At 66.2% G+C, this 17,361-nt stretch carries 18 protein-coding genes and 1 tRNA gene; 11 read left to right on the forward strand and 8 right to left on the reverse strand.

The window, feature by feature from the left end:
• Positions 1–12 precede the first annotated feature (12 nt).
• From AC6CH3_RS10775 to AC6CH3_RS10785, 3 genes are all read right to left on the reverse strand, one after another.
• Positions 13–267, reverse strand: coding sequence for a hypothetical protein (locus AC6CH3_RS10775; protein WP_400580185.1), 255 nt, complete (start codon positions 265–267; stop codon positions 13–15).
• A 248-nt stretch (positions 268–515) separates the two neighbouring features.
• Positions 516–662 carry a hypothetical protein gene (locus tag AC6CH3_RS10780; protein ID WP_494035750.1) on the reverse strand — a complete coding sequence of 49 codons (147 nt, stop codon included), beginning with the start codon at positions 660–662 and terminating at the stop codon, positions 516–518.
• A gap of 111 nt (positions 663–773) precedes the next feature.
• A tRNA-Gly gene (locus tag AC6CH3_RS10785) sits at positions 774–847 on the reverse strand.
• Positions 848–937: 90 nt separating this feature from the next.
• Here AC6CH3_RS10785 and dcd point away from each other — a divergent pair.
• Positions 938–1,513, forward strand: a complete 576-nt coding sequence (gene dcd / locus AC6CH3_RS10790; RefSeq protein WP_205652723.1) for a dCTP deaminase — start codon at positions 938–940, stop codon at positions 1,511–1,513.
• 9 nt (positions 1,514–1,522) lie between these two features.
• Here dcd and AC6CH3_RS10795 read toward each other — a convergent pair whose 3' ends face one another.
• The 3 genes from AC6CH3_RS10795 to AC6CH3_RS10805 form a co-directional block, all read right to left on the reverse strand.
• Complete coding sequence (locus AC6CH3_RS10795) at positions 1,523–2,707, reverse strand: cation:proton antiporter (protein ID WP_498132436.1); 1,185 nt, start codon at positions 2,705–2,707, stop codon at positions 1,523–1,525.
• 5 nt (positions 2,708–2,712) lie between these two features.
• Positions 2,713–3,195: a cation:proton antiporter regulatory subunit gene (locus tag AC6CH3_RS10800; protein ID WP_494035752.1), complete on the reverse strand. Its 483-nt coding sequence runs from the start codon at positions 3,193–3,195 to the stop codon at positions 2,713–2,715.
• Between the two features lie 79 nt (positions 3,196–3,274).
• Positions 3,275–4,690, reverse strand: coding sequence for an MFS transporter (locus AC6CH3_RS10805; RefSeq protein ID WP_498132437.1), 1,416 nt, complete (start codon positions 4,688–4,690; stop codon positions 3,275–3,277).
• A 191-nt stretch (positions 4,691–4,881) separates the two neighbouring features.
• On the opposite strand from AC6CH3_RS10805, the gene AC6CH3_RS10810 reads away from it, so the two are divergent.
• The 8 genes from AC6CH3_RS10810 to AC6CH3_RS10845 all read left to right on the forward strand — a co-directional run bounded on the left by AC6CH3_RS10810 (position 4,882) and on the right by AC6CH3_RS10845 (position 15,030).
• A complete protein-coding gene (locus AC6CH3_RS10810) occupies positions 4,882–7,941 on the forward strand; it encodes a Na+/H+ antiporter subunit A (RefSeq protein ID WP_498132438.1) in 3,060 nt (1,019 codons plus the stop codon).
• Positions 7,938–8,513 carry a Na(+)/H(+) antiporter subunit C gene (locus tag AC6CH3_RS10815; RefSeq protein ID WP_498132439.1) on the forward strand — a complete coding sequence of 192 codons (576 nt, stop codon included), beginning with the start codon at positions 7,938–7,940 and terminating at the stop codon, positions 8,511–8,513. Before AC6CH3_RS10810 ends, AC6CH3_RS10815 begins: the two co-directional genes overlap by 4 nt.
• Positions 8,510–10,192: a Na+/H+ antiporter subunit D gene (locus AC6CH3_RS10820; protein WP_498132440.1), complete on the forward strand. Its 1,683-nt coding sequence runs from the start codon at positions 8,510–8,512 to the stop codon at positions 10,190–10,192. Before AC6CH3_RS10815 ends, AC6CH3_RS10820 begins: the two co-directional genes overlap by 4 nt.
• Positions 10,189–10,734 (forward strand): Na+/H+ antiporter subunit E, encoded by a 546-nt coding sequence (locus AC6CH3_RS10825; protein ID WP_498132441.1) that lies wholly within the window; start codon positions 10,189–10,191, stop codon positions 10,732–10,734. Before AC6CH3_RS10820 ends, AC6CH3_RS10825 begins: the two co-directional genes overlap by 4 nt.
• Positions 10,731–11,009: an MrpF/PhaF family protein gene (locus AC6CH3_RS10830; protein ID WP_498132442.1), complete on the forward strand. Its 279-nt coding sequence runs from the start codon at positions 10,731–10,733 to the stop codon at positions 11,007–11,009. The genes AC6CH3_RS10825 and AC6CH3_RS10830 overlap by 4 nt, the downstream gene beginning before the upstream one ends.
• A complete protein-coding gene (mnhG, locus tag AC6CH3_RS10835) occupies positions 10,999–11,400 on the forward strand; it encodes a monovalent cation/H(+) antiporter subunit G (protein ID WP_498132443.1) in 402 nt (133 codons plus the stop codon). Before AC6CH3_RS10830 ends, mnhG begins: the two co-directional genes overlap by 11 nt.
• A gap of 156 nt (positions 11,401–11,556) precedes the next feature.
• Complete coding sequence (locus AC6CH3_RS10840) at positions 11,557–12,222, forward strand: DNA alkylation repair protein (RefSeq protein ID WP_498132555.1); 666 nt, start codon at positions 11,557–11,559, stop codon at positions 12,220–12,222.
• Positions 12,223–12,231: 9 nt separating this feature from the next.
• Complete coding sequence (locus tag AC6CH3_RS10845; RefSeq protein ID WP_498132444.1) at positions 12,232–15,030, forward strand: PEP/pyruvate-binding domain-containing protein; 2,799 nt, start codon at positions 12,232–12,234, stop codon at positions 15,028–15,030.
• Between the two features lie 57 nt (positions 15,031–15,087).
• Here the strand turns inward: AC6CH3_RS10845 and AC6CH3_RS10850 are convergent, their stop codons facing one another.
• Together AC6CH3_RS10850 and AC6CH3_RS10855 are read right to left on the reverse strand one after the other, a co-directional pair.
• Positions 15,088–15,336 carry a hypothetical protein gene (locus AC6CH3_RS10850; protein WP_498132445.1) on the reverse strand — a complete coding sequence of 83 codons (249 nt, stop codon included), beginning with the start codon at positions 15,334–15,336 and terminating at the stop codon, positions 15,088–15,090.
• A complete protein-coding gene (locus tag AC6CH3_RS10855; RefSeq protein ID WP_498132446.1) occupies positions 15,333–15,899 on the reverse strand; it encodes an NAD(P)H-binding protein in 567 nt (188 codons plus the stop codon). The genes AC6CH3_RS10850 and AC6CH3_RS10855 overlap by 4 nt, the downstream gene beginning before the upstream one ends.
• Before the next feature lie 82 nt (positions 15,900–15,981).
• Here AC6CH3_RS10855 and AC6CH3_RS10860 point away from each other — a divergent pair, with 82 nt between their 5' ends.
• Both AC6CH3_RS10860 and AC6CH3_RS10865 read left to right on the forward strand, forming a co-directional pair.
• Positions 15,982–16,395 (forward strand): winged helix-turn-helix transcriptional regulator, encoded by a 414-nt coding sequence (locus AC6CH3_RS10860; protein WP_498132447.1) that lies wholly within the window; start codon positions 15,982–15,984, stop codon positions 16,393–16,395.
• Between the two features lie 142 nt (positions 16,396–16,537).
• Positions 16,538–17,356, forward strand: a complete 819-nt coding sequence (locus tag AC6CH3_RS10865) for a universal stress protein (protein ID WP_498132448.1) — start codon at positions 16,538–16,540, stop codon at positions 17,354–17,356.
• The last annotated feature ends 5 nt before the right edge of the window (positions 17,357–17,361 follow it).

The raw sequence follows: 17,361 nt of genomic DNA on the forward strand, positions 1-17,361 counted from the left end.
AAAGCCCCGGGGCTAGCCCAGGTACCAGCCCGGCGGTGCCCAGGACGAGGGAACGCTGTGGGCGGAAAATTCCTCGCACCTTGTGCAGGTGTAGGCTGCTTCGCCCAGCGTCCTGACGGTGCCGTCCTGGCGGTATCTGGGTGGAACAAAAGACTCAAGGTAGATGAATTCGTCTGTTCCGCATTTGTCGCAGTTCGGCTTGGCGACGTACTCGGTGTCCACTGTCATGGAGTGGTGGGGGAAATGGCGATTTGCGGCTGTGGTCACGGCGTGCCTATCCCGAATATTGCCTGCCTCGTTGCAGGATATTCGTATCGAATGACTGTCATCAGCCGCTGCATGACCTCCAACAGTCACAGCATAGGCGAGCTGCGAACGGTTATCAATGATTTTTTGCCTGTATCCCGGTGCAGGCAGGGTACAAACCCTGCCTCTTCAGGGTCCGTCCCATGATGGCCTGGGTCAACGGGTCGATGAACTCGGCGTTAACCCGGGGGATACGGTCGGTGAACGCGTTACTTCTTTTTTGCCGGCGTCGGCTTCGCGGTGGCCTTGTCCAGCGAGCTGGGCGGCGCAGCGGCGGCCCTCTTATCAGCGCGCTTTTCCTTGATGGATTTGCCGGATTTCTTGGATGCTGCTTGACGGGGGGACTTGTCAGCCATGTTTGCTCCTGTAGCGGAACCGAAGAGGTTCCTGACTTCTGACCATACAGGTAGTGACCTAATGCGGTCTTGCGGCGGGGGCGAAGACAGGGGCGGGCGTACCCTAGCGAATGGAGCGGCTGACGGGAATCGAACCCGCGTATCGAGCTTGGGAAGCTAGCGCTCTACCATTGAGCTACAGCCGCGTGCACCGGATTGCGCCGGGGCAAAACTAGCTTAGCGCAGTTGGCGGGCCAGTCCGCCCACCGACGCGGGTTGATGCTATTTTGGGAGGTGTGCTGATCTCTGACCGCGACATTCGTGCCGAAATTGATTCCGAGCGGATCGTCCTGGACCCGTACGACTCCGCGATGGTGCAGCCCTCCTCGGTTGATGTCCGGATCGACCGTTTTTTCCGGTTGTTCGACAACCACAAGTACGCGCATATCGACCCCGCCGAGGAACAGCCCGAACTGACCCGCCTCGTGGAAGTGGAGGAGGGCGAGCCGTTCATCCTGCACCCGGGAGAGTTCGTCTTGGGCTCCACTTACGAGACTGTCAGCCTCCCGGACGATATCGCGGCCCGTCTTGAAGGCAAGTCCTCCCTGGGCAGGCTCGGCCTGCTGACGCACTCCACCGCGGGCTTCATCGACCCCGGTTTTTCCGGCCACGTGACGCTGGAGCTGTCCAACATGGCCACGCTGCCCATCAAGCTTTGGCCGGGCATGAAGATCGGCCAGCTCTGCTTCTTCCGGCTGACATCTGCCGCGGAATACCCCTACGGATCCGGCGAGTACGGCAACCGCTACCAGGGCCAGCGCGGACCCACCGCGAGCCGCAGCCACTTGAACTTTCACCGCACGGACATTTAGCGGGGTCTGTCAGGCCCGCACTGCTTCGGGGGTTGCCGGGCGGGAAAATTTCGCGAGCACAGGTTCCACGTAGCGGGCAGCGAGCGGGCCCAGGATCGCCATGATCAGGACATAGGCCGTAGCGAGCGCGGCCAGTTCGGTGGAGACTGCTCCTGAGGCCACGGCCAGCCCGGCGATGACGATCGAGAATTCGCCGCGGGCAATGAGGGCAGCTCCTGCGCGGAAGCGGCCGCGCCGAGCAATGCCTGCCCGCCAACCCGCCCACACCCCGGTGATGATCTTCGTGGCGGCGGTGACCACGGCCAGGACGAGCGCCCAGCCCAGCACCGGAGGGATGGACGTCGGGTCAGTGTTCAGGCCGAAGGCGACGAAGAAGATGGCGGCGAACAGGTCACGCAAGGGCTCAAGGATCCGGGTTGCGCTGTCTGCCGTGGCCCCGGAAATGGCAATGCCGAGCAAGAAGGCACCAACCGCGGCCGACACCTGCAGCGCCGACGCCAAACCTGCGACGAGGAGTGCTGCACCGAGCAGGTTGAGCAGGAAGACCTCGGAATTTTCGCTGTGCACCGCCTGGGAGACGCGATGGCCGTGCCGCAGCGCCACCGCCAGGACGATTGTGACGGCGGCCAGCGAAATGCCAACGGTCAGCATGCCTTCGAGGAAGCTGATCCCTGCGAGTGTCGCCGTAAGGATGGGCAGGTACACGGCCATCGCCAGATCCTCGAACACCAGGATGGAGAGAACCACCGGCGTTTCCCTGTTGCCGATGCGGCCAAGGTCGGTGATGACCTTGGCCGCAATGCCGGAGGAGGAGATATAGGTGACCCCGCCCATCACCATGGCTCCCACGGGGCCCCATCCCAGTATCACGGCGAGAGCCGCGCCGGGCAGGAAATTCAGGACAAGGTCCAACACGCCGCCTTGCCAGGAGCGGCGCATGCCATGGACCAGCTCCGATGCGGAATATTCCAGCCCGAGCATCAAGAGCAGCAGGATCACACCGATCTCGCCGGAGAGATGAGCGAAACTTTGGATGCCTTCGAGCTTCATCATGCCGCCGGCGCCGAAGAACAGTCCTCCCACCAGGTACAACGGGATGGGCGACATGCCGATTCGCCCGGCGAGCCGGGCCAGCAGGCCTAAGCAGAACACGACGGCCCCCAGTTCGATGAGGGTCAGTGCCAGCTCGTCCATCGCGGTCAGCCGTTGCGCAGAATATCGGCCGCTGTATCAAGGCCTTCCTGTGTGCCGACTGCGACCAGCAGATCGCCAGAGTGAAGGACGACGTCGGGCCCCGGCGAGGGGACCACCTCACCTTCACGCATGATCGCCACAATCGAGACGCCGCACCGGGTGCGGATGCACGCCTTGCCCATGGGCTGGTTTTGGAACGGCGAGTCCGCAGTGATCGAGAACTGCCTCGTGACGATCCCCGGCACCTCTTTGTGCGCCTCCGTCAGCTTCATGGCCAGATGCTGGCCGCCGAGCAGGTTGCCGAGGGTGGCGGCTTCATCGCCGGTCAGTGGAATGGAGGCCTGGCAGGTGTCGGGATCGTCCCACGTGGAGACGAACAGTTCCGTCTGACCCTCGCGCAGCTCCACCACTCCGATCCGCCGCCCGGAGGCCGTCATGAAGTCCTTGCGCCTGCCGAGGCCGGGGAGGTCCGTCTCTTCCACGTTCATACCATCAGCCTAATCCGCCAGCGGCCAGTTTGGGCGTCGTCGGCGCGGCGAAACGGGTGCTTTAGTGCGTCCCTTCGCGCTACGTGGTCGGGACGACGGCGATCCTGGCTTCGCTCGGCGGTTTGACGGGCAGGAGGACCAGCAGCCCTGCAAGGAGCACCACCATGATGCCCAAAATGCCCCAGCGTTGTGCTTCCCCTTCCGCCACGAGGGGCGTGGCCACGGCGATGCAGAGCGTAAACAGCGTGGGGGCCAGGAAGCTGACGGCCCGGCCGGTGGTTGCGTACAGGCCGAAGAGCTCGCCGGACTCGCCCTGCGGAGCCAGCCGGGCCAGGTACGCGCGGGAGGACGCCTGGGCCGGCCCCACGAACAGACAGAGGAACAGCCCGAACACCCAGAACGTGGCGCTCCCTGCCCAGGCCGTGCCGAAGAAGACGTAATTGCCGTTGCCCAGCACCAGGATCACGGTCCCGGCGACCAGCAGCCCCACCAGGGACCCGAGGATCACGGCCTTGGGGCCCACCCTGTCGTCCAGGAATCCGCCGATGATCGCCCCCACGGCCGCCACGATGTTGCTGAAGATGGCAAAGAAGATCACCTCCGACAGTTCGAAGCCGAAGGTGCCGGCCGCGATGATCCCGCCGAACGTGAACACCGCGGCGAGCCCGTCGCGGAAGATGGCGCTGGCCAGCAGGAAGAAGATGGTGTGCGGGCTGGTCCGGTAGATCGCCTTGATCCGGCGCACCAGCAGCCCGTAGGACGCAACGATGCTGTTCGTGGTTCCGCGTTCAGCAGCCCGCTTGGGCCGGGGCAGCTCAGGCACAGCGAACATCACCGGCAGCGCGAAGATGAAGAACCACAGGGCGGAGAACACAGCCACGAGCCGGATGTTGAGGCTGTCCTGCGTGGAGGCGCCGAACCACTCGAAGCGGGGCTGGACGAAGAGCTGGAGAACGATCAGCAACGCCACGATTCCGCCGAGGTATCCCATTCCCCAGCCGAAACCGCTGACCTTGCCGATGTTCCCGGGCGTGGAAATCTGCGCCAGCATGGCGTTGTAATTGACACCGGCGAACTCGAAGAAGATGTTGGCCAGCGCAATCAGCGAAACCCCAAGCAGCAGGAACTCAGGGCGGGGGAACACGAAAAAGCACAGCGCGGTCAGCACCGCGACGAGCGCCGTGTTGACTCCCAGCCACAGCTTCCGCCGTCCGCCGGTGTCGGAGCGCTGGCCGGTGACCGGCGCCAGCAGCGCAATCGCCGCCCCCGCGATGGCCAGCGCCCCGCCGAGCACGGCCGAGGCCTGGTCTTCGCTGCCGAACGCTCGAGACGTCAGATAGACAGTGAAAACGAACGTGGTCATGACGGCGTTGAACGCCGCCGACCCCCAGTCCCACGCCGCCCATGCGAGCACGCGGCCCTTGTTGGGGACCGTGGTGCCGGCTTCAAGGTCGGACGACGGCTGCATTGCCTCGGGAGCGGCGGCGGAGTTCATAACGCCGATGCTATCCGCCCATGGCGAACATGGAACGGATGTGCCCCCGGAGAACCGCGGAATCTTACGCCATTGGCGTCCCGGAGGGAAAAAGTGTCAGTGCCCCCTTGATAAACTGTCCGGGCCGAACCCGACGATTGACCGCCTGCTCCAACTTTGATAATCGAATTCCTGACTTTGCGGAGATAACAGTGATCACAGTCCTTGCCGTGCACTTTGCGGTTGCTGCTGTGGCGCCCCTCATTTTCAGGAAATTCGGCCGGAGTTCCTTTTACGCACTGGCGGCGGTGCCCGCGGGTTCTTTCGTCTGGCTGCTGCTGCAGCACGGCGCCGTCTATGCGACGGCGGGCCCACACGGCAGCGGAGGCCACGCCAGCGAGGTCACCCCCTGGATCCCCGACCTTGGTATCGAATTCGCCTTCCGCCTGGACGCCCTTGCGTGGGTCATGTCCCTGCTGGTGCTCGGTGTGGGCGCCCTGGTGCTGCTGTATTGCGCCCGTTACTTCAAGGACAAGGACCAGTACCTGGGCGGCTTCGGCGCCCAGCTTCTCGCCTTCGCCGGTGCGATGTTCGGCCTGGTCACGGCGGATGACCTGCTGCTGCTGTTCATCTTCTGGGAACTCACCACAGTCCTGTCCTACCTCCTCATCGGCTATGCCCGCACCCGCCTTGCGGCACGGCGCTCGGCCCTGCAGGCGCTCATGGTCACCACGGCCGGCGGACTGGCGATGCTCGTTGGCCTGATCATGCTCGGCTCCGCCGCCGAAACGTACCGCATCTCGGCCATCCTGCAGCAGGCACCGGACCTGGTCGCCGGGCAGGCAGCGGGAGCCGTGGGCGCCGCCGTCGTCCTGATTCTCATCGGTGCGGTGACCAAATCCGCCCTGGTCCCGTTCCACTTCTGGCTGCCCGGCGCCATGGCGGCACCCACCCCCGTGAGTGCGTACCTGCATGCGGCGGCAATGGTGAAGGCCGGCGTGTATATCGTGGCGCGCCTGGCACCGGGATTCACGGAGACGGATTACTGGCTGCCGCTGGTTCTGGGTCTGGGCCTCGCCACCATGCTGGTCGGTGGCTACCGGGCCCTGCGGCAGACCGACATCAAGCTCATTCTGGCCTACGGCACGGTCAGCCAGCTCGGCTTCCTCACCATGGTGGTGGGCCTGGGCAGGCCTGATGCTGCGCTCGCGGGCCTCGCCATGCTGCTGGCCCACGGCCTGTTCAAGGCAACACTCTTCCTCGTGGTGGGCATCATCGACCACCAGGCCGGCACCCGCGATATCGGCAAGCTGTCGGGCGTCTTCCAGTCCTCCCGCGCACTGGCAATCGTGGCCGGCATCGGTGCCGCTTCCATGGCCGGGGTCCCGCTGCTCGGCGGCTTCGTGGCCAAGGAGTCGGTGCTTGAAGCATTCGTCCATTTCGCGGGCGAGCCGGGCCACGCGCCGTGGGGCGCGGTGGTCCTGGCCGGTGTGGTGCTCGGATCGGTGCTGACCTTCGCCTACAGCGCCCGGTTTTTCTGGGGCGCCTTCGCGGTGAAGCCAGGTGTGGACCGCACCCCGTTCAAAGCGATTAAGCCGTCCTTCCTCGCGGCCCCGGCGGTCCTGAGCGTCCTCACCATCGTCTACGGCCTGTGGCCGGCGCCCGTTGACGGGTGGATCCAGCCGTACGCCGCCCTGTTCACGGAAGCAGCCTCCGACGCCGGCACGGAGATAGGTGCAGCCGGCCACCTTGCGCTGTGGCACGGGCTGACCCCCGCGCTCGGCCTGACCGCCCTCACCTTTATCCTCGGCCTGGCCATATTCTTCGCCCGCGGGGCGGTGGGGCGCGCCCAGGGCCTGGTCCCGGACTGGATCGACGCCGACCGCGGCTATCGGCTGACCATCGGCGCCCTCGATGACGTCGCCGTCTGGCTGACGGGCCGCACGCAGCGCGGTTCGCTGTACTTCTACCTGGCCGTCATCCTGACCGCGGCCTTCGTGCTTCCCCTGGCTGCACTGGTCTCCGCGCGGAAACCGCTGCCGGAGGGGCTGTATTTCATCGATCCGAATTCACCGCTGCAGATCGTCGCGGGCGCAGGCATCGTGATCGGGGCGCTGGCGGCCGTCCGCGCCAACAAGCGCTTCCTGGCCGTGCTCATGGTGTCGGTGACCGGCTACGGCATTGCCCTGATGTTCGCCCTGCAAGGAGCGCCGGATCTCGCCCTCACCCAGATGCTGGTGGAAACCATCATCCTGGTGGCGTTCGTGCTGGCCATGCGGAGCCTGCCGGCCGAACTCCGGGACCGCACAGGCGGCAAGTACCGGGTGGTCCGCGTGATCATCGGGCTGGCGTTCGGAGCCACCATGGTCTTCGCGGCGATCCACGCCATGGGCGCACGGGTGGCCACCCCTGTTTCCCTGGAATTTCCCAAGCTGGCGTACGAGGGCGGCGGCGGGCTGAACATCGTCAACGTCACGCTCGTGGACATCCGCGCCTGGGACACGTTCGGTGAGATCTCGGTGCTCGCCCTCGCAGCGACAGGAGTGGCCAGCCTGATTTTCCTCCGCGGCCGCGGCGACGGCATCCGTGCGTCGTCCACTGTGGAGGAGGGCACCGTGGGCCGGCGCCGCGGGGTGGACAAGTTCTCGCGTGACGGCGCCGCCCTGGCGCTGACCCGCAAGTTCGCCGCCTCCACGCGGGACGCCTGGCTGGTGGCTGGCCGGACGCTGGCTCCGGAGCGGCGTTCCATCATTTTCGAAGTGGTCACGCGGCTCATGTTCCACTCGATGATCATTTTCTCGCTCTACCTGCTGCTGGCCGGGCATAACCTGCCCGGCGGCGGATTCGCGGGAGGGCTCATGGCCGGCATGGCCCTCACGCTGCGCTATCTGGCCGGCGGCCGCTACGAGCTTCGTGAAGCCACGCCCGTCAGTGCCGGAACGCTGCTGGGCCTCGGACTCGCGACGGCCGCGGCATCCGGTGTCGCCCCGCTCCTGCTGGGCGGCCAGGTGTTCCAGAGCGCCATCATCGAGTTGTGGCTGCCGGTCTTTGGGGACATCAAATTTGTCACGTCCACCATCTTCGACACCGGCGTGTACATCGTGGTGGTCGGGCTGGTGCTGGATGTGCTGCGCAGCCTGGGGGCCGAGATCGACGAACACTTCGAGGAAGAACCCGCGGCCATCCGGCGCGAACGGGCGGAAGCGGTCCACCCCGCCGCCGAGCGGGAGTCCGCTCCCGTCCCCGCGGACACGGGGAGGGGAGAGGCATGAGCGTCAACCTCACCCTGCTGACCGTCATGGGGGCCCTCTATGCGTGCGGCATCTACCTCATTCTCGAGCGCAGTCTCACACGCGTTCTTCTGGGGCTGATGCTCCTGGCGAACGCCACCAACCTGCTGATCCTTGCCACCGGCGGGTATGCCGGCCTGGCCCCGTTCTTCAGCAAGGACACGGAACCCGGCACCTACAACGACCCCCTGCCCCAGGCGCTGATCCTGACGTCCATCGTGATCTCCTTCGCCGTCACCGCCTTTATGCTGGGCATCATTTACCGGACCTGGGTGCTGGCGCGCCAGGATGAGATCCAGGACGACGTCGAGGACCGCCGCGTGGCGGCGACCCCCAGCTTCGATGCCGAGGACGACGCCGTCATCCCGGTGGAAACGTCGGAGTTTCCGCTCACCATGCTCGGCGCCGATGGCGGGGGAGTGTCGGACTCACCCATGCCGGATGCCGCAACCATCCCGGCGGGTGGCCGCGCCATCTCCGGGGAGGCCGCCGCGCACGAAGAGAAACCAGGTTCCGCCACCATCGACAACAACCCGGAAGGAGACGGAAAGTGAGCCTGACAAGCCTGGCCCCGCTCGCCGTCGTTCTTCCCATCCTGGGCGCGGCGCTGACGTTCGTGCTGATCCGGCATTCGCGTGCGCAGCGGGTGGTGAGCATCGCGCTGCTGGCGCTCACCCTGCTGCTCGAGTGCCTGCTGCTGGCCTCGGTCTGGAACGGGGGAACCGAGGCGGTGAACATCGGCGGATGGCTGCCGCCGTGGGGAATCGTCCTGGTGGTAGATCAGTTCTCGTCCCTGATGCTGGTGGTGTCGTCCGCGGTGAGCCTCGCCGTCCTCGTGTACGCCACCGGCCAGGGCATGGCCGACGGCGACGAGGACGCGCCCCTGTCGATCTTCCACCCCACGTACCTGATCCTCGTGGCCGGCGTATCCAACGCGTTCCTGTCGGGCGATCTGTTCAATCTCTATGTCGGATTCGAGATCCTGCTGACGGCCAGCTACGTGCTGATGACCCTGGGCGGAACCGGCCCGCGCATACGTGCCGGTGTCACCTACGTGGTGGTTTCGGTGGTGTCCTCCGTGCTGTTCCTCATCGCCATTGCCATGATCTACGGGGCCACCGGCACCATCAACATGGCGGACCTGGCCATCAAGCTCGCAGAGCTGGACCAGGGAACCAAGACGCTCCTGCACGTCATGCTGCTGGTGGCCTTCGGCATCAAGGCCGCCGTGTTCCCGCTGTCGTTCTGGCTGCCTGACTCCTACCCGACGGCACCGGCCCCCGTAACGGCCGTGTTCGCAGGCCTGCTGACCAAGGTGGGCGTGTATGCGATGGTGCGGACCGAAACTCTGTTGTTCCCGGGCGACACCCTGAACACTCCACTGATGATCGCCGCGTTGCTGACCATGGTGGTGGGGATCCTCGGCGCCATCGCCCAGAGCGACATCAAGCGTCTCCTGTCGTTCACCCTCGTCAGCCACATCGGTTACATGGTGTTCGGGCTGGCCATGTCCTCCGTGGCCGGCCTCGCCGCCGCCGTGTTCTACGTGGCACACCACATCACCATCCAGACCAGCCTCTTCCTCGTGACGGGGCTGATCGAGCGCCGCGGCGGAAGCTCGTCGGTTGACCGCCTCGCCGGGCTCGCGAAGCTGTCCCCGATTCTTGCACTGCTGTTCTTCGTTCCCGCCATGAACCTCGCAGGCATCCCGCCGTTTTCCGGTTTCCTTGGCAAGCTCGGCCTCATGCAGGCGGGCATCCAGCTTGGAACACCCCTGGCGTACACTCTGGTCATCGGCGGTGTCGTGACGAGCCTCCTGACGCTGCTGGCCGTCGCACGAGTATGGAACCGTGCGTTCTGGCGGAAGCCCGAAGACGCCGAACATCCCGATCCCGTGCTGCTTGCCGACGCCAAGGATTCGCCTGCGGGCCTGCGGACGGGAAAACGCGGCCTGATCCTTCTGCCTCGCACCATGGTGGGCTCCACCATGGGACTGGTGGTGCTCGGCGTGGCGCTCACGATCTTCGCCGGCCCGCTGTTCCAGGTGGCCGGCCAGTCCGCCGACGCCATGCTGGACAGGTCGGCGTATATCCAGGCGGTGCTGGGTCAGCAGGCGCCGCTGCCGAACCTTGCGCTCAACGGCGGCACGTCCCCCAGCGGCAGCACCCTGAACGGCAGCACCCCCAACGGCGACAGCCTGAGCGGCAGCACCCTGAGCGGCGGTGGGAAATGAGCCGGCGGCGGGTCTCCCTGCGGCAGGAACTGCCGCTGCTTGTATGGCTCGTCATCGTCTGGGGCGCCCTGTGGCAGGATTTCAGCCCGGGCAATTTGCTGTTTGGCGCCCTGCTCGCCGTCGCGGTGGCGCGGCTGTTCTACCTGCCGCCGGTGGAGCTGAGCGGACGCTTCAGCGTTCTCCGCGCCATTCCGTTCGCCGTGGCGTTCCTTGGCAGGGTGGTGGCCGCGAGCTTCCAGGTCTTCTATCTTGCAGTAGCGCAGGGTCCCAACGTGACCAACGCCGTCGTCGCCGTTCCGCTCCGGAGCCACTCGGACCTGATGGTGACCGCCACAGGCCACGTGATCTCCCTGGTCCCGGGATCGCTCGTGGTGGAAGTGGACAGGTCAACCTCCACGCTCTACATCCACGGACTGAATGTCCGGAACGCCGAGGACGTGCGGAAGCTCCGCAAGGGCGTGCGGGACACGGAAGCGGGCCTGATCCGCGTCATGGGAACTAAAGAGGAACTTGCAGCACTGAACCTGGAGGCCGGCACGTGATGGAACTCGTCCTTACCGTCACCGCTGTGGTGCTGTCGCTCGCCGCCGCGGGCGCGATCGTGCGGATCGCCCGTGGCCCGTCCCTGCTGGACCGGGTGCTGGCGGCCGACGTGCTGCTTGCCATCCTGGGTGCGGCGCTGTGCGTCGACATGGCCGTCAACCGGCACCTGAACAACCTGATGCTGCTCGTTGCCGTGTCGGTCATCGGGTTTATCGGTTCGGTGACCGTGGCGCGCTTCGTCGCCGACCGGCGGGAGCAGCTCAATGAATCCTGATGCCAGCGCCGTGAATACCGTCATCGATGTGGTGTCCACCGTCTTCATGATCGTGGGGGCGTTCATGTCCCTGGCCGCTGCGATTGGCCTGCTGCGGTTCCCGGATCTGATGAGCCGCATGCACGCCGCCACCAAGCCGCAGGTGCTTGGCCTGTTCCTGCTGCTGGCCGCCGTGGGACTGCAGCTGCGCACATGGTGGGTGTGGCCGGTACTGCTGGTGGCCTGGATCTTCCAGCTGCTTACCGTGCCGGTGTCCGCGCACATGGTGGGCCGGGCCGGCTACCGAACCAAGCACCTCCACAAGGAACTGCTGAGCACGGATGAACTTGAGGCCGTGGTGCTGAAGGCCGCCGAGGCGGCCAGGGAACAGGATTCCGACGGCGGCCGCTGACTGATTGCGCTGACCGGGTGCAGGCCGGGTTGGGCAGGCCGCGCCACATTTATGCGACCGCAGCCCGGCTCGGCGTCGTAGGCTGGTCCCACATGCGACGGACAGGAGGCTGAGGTGGCCCAGACCACGGTGACCGGGGCGACGGTTCTTGAGGTGATGACCGAACTGGCCGGGCTCGAGGACCCGAGGATCCGCGAGGTGAACGCCAGGCACAGCGACGACCACGGCGTGAACCTCAGCAAGCTGCGCGCGTTGGCCAAGCGGCTGAAGATCCAGCAGGAGCTTGCACGCGAGCTGTGGGAGACCGGCGACGCCGCGGCGCGACTGTTGGCCATTCTCATCTGCCGTCCCAAGGCGTTCGAGCGCGGTGAGCTGGACGCCATGTTGCGCCAGACGGGCACACCCAAGGTGCAGGACTGGCTCGTGAACTACGTGGTGAAGAAGACCCCGCACTCCGAAGAGCTGCGCCTGGCCTGGTTCGCCGATCCGGATCCGGTGGTCGCCAGTGCCGGATGGGCGCTGACCACCGAACGCGTGGCGAAAAAGCCAGAGGGGCTCGACCTCCCAGGGCTGCTCGACATCATCGAGGCGGAGATGACAGACGCCCCGGATCGCCTGCAGTGGGCGATGAACCACTGCCTGGCGCAGATCGGGATTGGGCACGCCAGGCATCGTGCCCGCGCCATGGACATCGGTGAGCGCCTGGAGGTCCTCAAGGATTACCCGACACCCCCAGGCTGCACCTCTCCGTTCGCGCCCATCTGGATCACCGAGATGGTGAACCGGCAGCACGGCATCGGTGAGCTGGCGGACACTTCATAGGAGCACACAATGGGCCACCCAAGCCAGGATTCCGCACCCCACAATTCCGCACCCCACAATTCCCAGGACAGGCTCGTGGTGGCGTTGCCCGATCTCGGGTTGCAGGCGCCCGCTCTCGTGGGCGGGAAGGCACTGAATCTCGGCAGGATGGCTGCTGCCGGGCTTCCGGTGCCCTCCGGATTCTGCCTGACCACCTCCGCGTACCGCTCTGCTGTGCCCGCGGAACTGGAGGTCCTCGCTGCCGGTCTTGCCGACCTCGGCCCCGGGGATGCCGAGCATCTGTACAGGCTTGCCGGGGAGGCCAGGGAACTCGTGAACGCAGCGCCGGTGCCGCCGGAGGTGGATGCCGCCGTGCGCACCGCTTACGCCGCTATGGGCATGGCGGGGCGGAAGCAGGGGACGAGCGGCGAACCGGCAGTTGCCGTGCGGTCCTCCGCCACAGCCGAGGACCTGCCGTTCACCAGCTTCGCCGGACAGTATGACACCTTCGTGGGCGTCACCGGGGCCGACGGGGTACTGGAAGCGATCCGCCGCTGTTGGGCCTCGCTCTGGACCGACCGGGCTGTGGTGTACCGGGCAGCTAACGGGATCAGCCACCGCGAGGTGAGGCTCGCCGTCGTCGTTCAGCATTTTGTGGAGGCCGCGACGGCGGGCGTCCTGTTCACCGCCAATCCTGTGACCGGAACCCGCGGCGAGACGGTGATAGACGGCCACCATGGAGCCGGACAGGACGTGGTCTCCGGTGCGGTCAATCCCGCTCATTTCGTGATCCAAACGGCCACCGGCCGGCTGGTGGACAGTACCCACCCGGACGGCATCCGGCACGACGGCGGTGCGCACCGGCCGGTTCTGAACGCCCAGCAGCTCCGCGAACTCACGGCGCTCGGCGCGGCCGCCCAGCGCGTCCTGGGGGCGCCCCAGGACGTCGAGTGGGTCATTGATCGCGGCGGGACGGCCTGGCTGACCCAGTCACGCCCCATCACCACGCTGTATCCGCGGCCCGTGCCGCTGCCGGTAGGCCTTTCCTCCACCGGATTTGACCTTGGATCTGAGGACTTCGCGGATACGGAAGCGCCGGCCGAAGAGGACACCCGCGTCTACCTGTGCGCCAGTCTCCTGCAGGGCCTGACCCGGCCCATCACGCCCATGGGGCTCACCGCGCTGAACCTGATGCGGGGCGACAGGGGGCCGTGGCAGCAGTACGCCACCCCCGGCCGGCGGCTCTACGTGGACCTGACCCCGGCCTTCCACAGCAACGGCGGCAGGCGCTCCTTGCTCAAGATGCTTCCCCTGGCGGATGGGAGATCCGCTTCCCTGCTCGCGGCCCTGATGGAGGATCCCCGCTTCGCCGTGAAGTTGTCCGCTGTCCGGAAGGAGAAGCCTAAGGGAAACCGCAACTCCCCGCCAAAGGACCAACGGAAGCGAAATGCCCGCGACGTGCAGAACCTGGCCACAATGGCCAAGATGCTGCCCTCGATGGTCCGGGCCGTGGTGCGGCCCGACGCCGAGTTGCGCCGGGCGCATGCCTACGGCAGACGGCTCCGGGCCGACCTGGCAAGAAACCAAGGCGCACTGACGAGCGAAAAGCGGCTCGATCATGTCGAAGGCATCATGCGCGGGACTGTCGAGGAGCTGATCGGCGCAACCCTGCCCGCCCCCGCCGTCGGCTACCTGCTGCTGGGCGCCGCCCGCCGGCTGCTTCGCGGCATCGTGGAGCCCAGGGAGCTGGAATCGGTTCTTCGCGGGCTGCCGCACAATGTGACCACCGAAATGGACCTGGAACTGTGGCACCTGGCCGCGTCGCTCGGCCGGGATCCCGGTTCCCGGACGGCCTTCCTCGGAAAGAGCCCGGAGGAACTGGCCCGGGATTACGGTGGGGGCACCCTTCCCCCGCCGGCACAAACCGGTGTTGGCGGGTTCCTGGAAAAGTACGGTCACCGGGCGGTGGCGGAAATCGACCTTGGCATGCCGCGGTGGTCTGAGCGCCCGGACCACATTCTGGGCGTGATCGCCAACTACCTTCGGGTGGAGGATCCGGAGCAGGCCCCGGACCGGCAGTTCGCCCGCGCCGCCGAACAGGCGGAGTCCGCAATCCGCGGCATGGTCGAAAAAGCACAGGCGAAGGGGAAGGTGCGGAGCCGGCTGGTGGGTTTCTGCCTGCACCGGACCAGACAGCTGGCTGGCCTGCGGGAGCTGCCGAAGTTCAACATCGTGGTGGTCCTGGGTGAGATGCACCGGCAACTCGCCGAGGTGGGCAAGGACCTTGCCGGGGCGGGGCGAATTGCGGGCCCCGAGGACGTTTTCTTCCTCACCTTCGACGAACTTCGTGTGGGGCTGCGGGGTGCCGGTCTGTCCGGCATCGTGGACAGCCGCCGGCGGCACTACGATCTGGAACTGCGCCGCCGGCACATTCCCCGGTTACTGCTTTCCGACGGGACAGACGTCGAGGCTGCCTTCGCGCCTACGGCGGGGCCCCCGGCAGAGGGAATCCTGGCAGGCACGCCCGCCTCCGCCGGCACCGCCACCGGCAAAGTGCGAGTCATCCTGGACCCCGTCGGCGCGCATCTGGAACCCGGGGAAATCCTGGTGGCGCCCTCCACGGATCCGGGCTGGACCCCGCTCTTCCTGACAGCCGGCGCCCTGGTCATGGAGATGGGCGGAGTGATCTCGCACGGGGCAGTCGTGGCCCGCGAGTACGGCATTCCTGCCGTGGTCGGTGTCCCGGACGCCACCGCCCGCCTCCGCACCGGCGACACCGTGACAGTGGACGGGGCGGCAGGAACGGTCGGGCCTGCCATCCCGCGCTGACAGTTGGGCGGCACCCCCTGGGGGCACGCCATCAACGGGCACCTTCTCGATTTCGTATCAGATGCATACGGCTCCTGCCGATGCTGCTGCAACAGCCAGTGGATCCACCGGTTCCCTTCCGAGAAGATGGATGAGGTCGGTGGCGGTTCCGGCGAGGAATCCGTGAGCTGCAGCGGTGTGGATGGACAACAGCATTGGGGGCTGGAACGGCAACAGCCCCGCCGTGTTGAGGGCGTCCCTAAGATCCTCCAATGTGCCCGGCTGGTACGCCCACCCCAGCCGGTCCGCGACGTTCTGGCCGGTCACCACCCGTTCCCCCACGAGGTTGTAGCTCTGGCCGCTGTGTGGCCCGGGGTTTTGGCGACGATCGAGGCCGCTTCTGCCAGGTCCTGCCGAGCGACCGCCGCTACGCCGCCGCGGCCAAACGGAGCTCTAATCACTCCATCTCGCGTGGTCAGGAGTTGACCGATCAGTTCGGCGTACAAGCCGTTCCTCATCACAGTCCACGGAAGCTCTCCGTTCCTGAGACGGCGTTCGGTCCAGCGGTGGGCCAAGGCAAATCCGAGGTGATCGCCCTCCTCGGCGAGACTGGTGTACACGATGTGCCGTACTCCGTCGCGTTCCGCGGCCGTGATGGCGTTCTGGTGCCGGTTGATGACGACGTCGTCCTCGGCGGTCCCGGCCGAGATGAGGACCAGCGTGTGCACGCCGGCGAAGTCGAGCGTTCGGGGATCGTCGAAGTCCACCTTGCGGAGCTGGCCGTTGGCGGCAGGGTCGCGGGTGCCCCCCACAGCCGGCGCGCCGGATATTGTGAGGTGTTCGAGGACTGCTGTGGCGAGGTGGCCGGAGGCCCCGGTAACGAGAATCATGCATGCGCTCTTTTCGCTGGTACTTTTCGGTAACTAGACTCATCGTCGGTAACCGGATGAAGTCGCACAAGGAGGCACTCTCGTGTCAGATAGTCACACGGAAGTAACCGCACTGCTTGAACCGTGTGGTGATGCTGATCATCCGGACTGCGGGATCCGCGACGTACTGGACCGGATCGGCGACAAATGGTCGGTGCTTGTCATTGTGGAGCTGGCCTCAGGTGCGAGGCGTTTCAGGGAACTCCAGCGCGCGATCGACGGAATCTCCCAGCGCATGCTGACCCTCACCGTCAGGCGGCTCGAACGCGATGGCCTGGTCTCCCGGACCGTCTACCCCACGGTTCCCGCGCAGGTGACCTATGAACTCACTCAGCGCGGAAGCAGTCTTACCCATCTGCTCAAACAGCTCGCGGACTGGTCACTGGAGCACAAGGATTCCATTGGGCAATCACGGGAACTGTACGATCAGGAACACCCCGACCATGCGATCCGATAACCTCCCCGGGGACCCGCCGCCGCCCTCACGCCGGGAAGATCCGGGGGCAACGGGGCGTTAAATTCAGTAGGACCAGCGATTGGGACCGAGGCATTCCGTGGGTCCGGGTGAGCTGGCGTGGGTAGTCAGGGGGCCGGTAACAATGGGCAAGACAGTGGCAGTTGGCTATGACGGGTCGGACCAGTCCAAGCTGGCCCTGCGCTGGGCCGCGGAGTACGCGATGGCATCACAGGCCATCCTGCGGATAGTGCACGCGTGGATTTGGCCCATGTTCACTCACGACGTGGGGCCGGTGAAGGGAGTTGCCGATAGCGGGTTACGGCACGCAGCCGAGGCGATTCTTTCCGAGGGCGTGGAACTGGCCCGCGGCATCTCGCCCGATCTGCACATAGAACCACGGATGGTTGCAGGCCTGCCCACGGATGTCCTGCGCCAGGAATCCCCGGCTGCGGGCCTGCTGGTGGTCGGTAGCCGCGGGCTGGGCGGCTTCCTTGGAAAGCTCGTGGGCTCCGTGTCCGTCGGCTTGGCCGGCACGTGTCCCGGCCCTGTGATGGTGGTCCGCGCCGAGCGTGCGGAAGGAAAACCGGTGATCGCCTGCGTGGACGGGCATCTGAGGAGCAGCAAGGTCCTTGAGCAGGCAGTCAGTGTGGCACAGACCTTGCAGACGAAGCTGCGGATCGTCCACGTGGATCCACCAATGCCGGCCTGGGGACGCCATGCCCCCTCGCAGTTTCACGGCAGGGACGTTCTGCGCAATGCCATGCTCCACGTGCAGGGGCTCGATCCCGGCCTGGCTGTGTCGGAGGAACTTCTCTCCGGGCACTCCGTGGCCGCTGTGCTGGTCGATGCGGGGACTGATGCGGAACTGCTGGTGTTGGGGGCGCCCAGGCGTGAAGGCCATCCCGGAACCCTGGCCACCGTTCTGACGCACGCACATTGCAACGTCATGATCGCAAGGTAGCAAGG

It is taken from the genome of Arthrobacter sp. GQ119, assembly GCF_059759125.1.

Excerpts from the sequence above, each read along its gene's own strand:
- AC6CH3_RS10780 (WP_494035750.1), bottom strand. The coding sequence starts at position 662 with ATGGCTGACAAGTCCCCCCGTCAAGCAGCATCCAAGAAATCCGGCAAA.
- AC6CH3_RS10795 (WP_498132436.1), bottom strand. The coding sequence starts at position 2,707 with ATGGACGAGCTGGCACTGACCCTCATCGAACTGGGGGCCGTCGTGTTC.
- AC6CH3_RS10800 (WP_494035752.1), bottom strand. The coding sequence starts at position 3,195 with ATGAACGTGGAAGAGACGGACCTCCCCGGCCTCGGCAGGCGCAAGGAC.
- AC6CH3_RS10805 (WP_498132437.1), bottom strand. The coding sequence starts at position 4,690 with ATGAACTCCGCCGCCGCTCCCGAGGCAATGCAGCCGTCGTCCGACCTT.
- AC6CH3_RS10815 (WP_498132439.1), top strand. The coding sequence starts at position 7,938 with ATGAGCGTCAACCTCACCCTGCTGACCGTCATGGGGGCCCTCTATGCG.
- AC6CH3_RS10825 (WP_498132441.1), top strand. The coding sequence starts at position 10,189 with ATGAGCCGGCGGCGGGTCTCCCTGCGGCAGGAACTGCCGCTGCTTGTA.
- mnhG (WP_498132443.1), top strand. The coding sequence starts at position 10,999 with ATGAATCCTGATGCCAGCGCCGTGAATACCGTCATCGATGTGGTGTCC.
- AC6CH3_RS10840 (WP_498132555.1), top strand. The coding sequence starts at position 11,557 with ATGACCGAACTGGCCGGGCTCGAGGACCCGAGGATCCGCGAGGTGAAC.
- AC6CH3_RS10845 (WP_498132444.1), top strand. The coding sequence starts at position 12,232 with ATGGGCCACCCAAGCCAGGATTCCGCACCCCACAATTCCGCACCCCAC.
- AC6CH3_RS10855 (WP_498132446.1), bottom strand. The coding sequence starts at position 15,899 with ATGATTCTCGTTACCGGGGCCTCCGGCCACCTCGCCACAGCAGTCCTC.
- AC6CH3_RS10865 (WP_498132448.1), top strand. The coding sequence starts at position 16,538 with ATGGGCAAGACAGTGGCAGTTGGCTATGACGGGTCGGACCAGTCCAAG.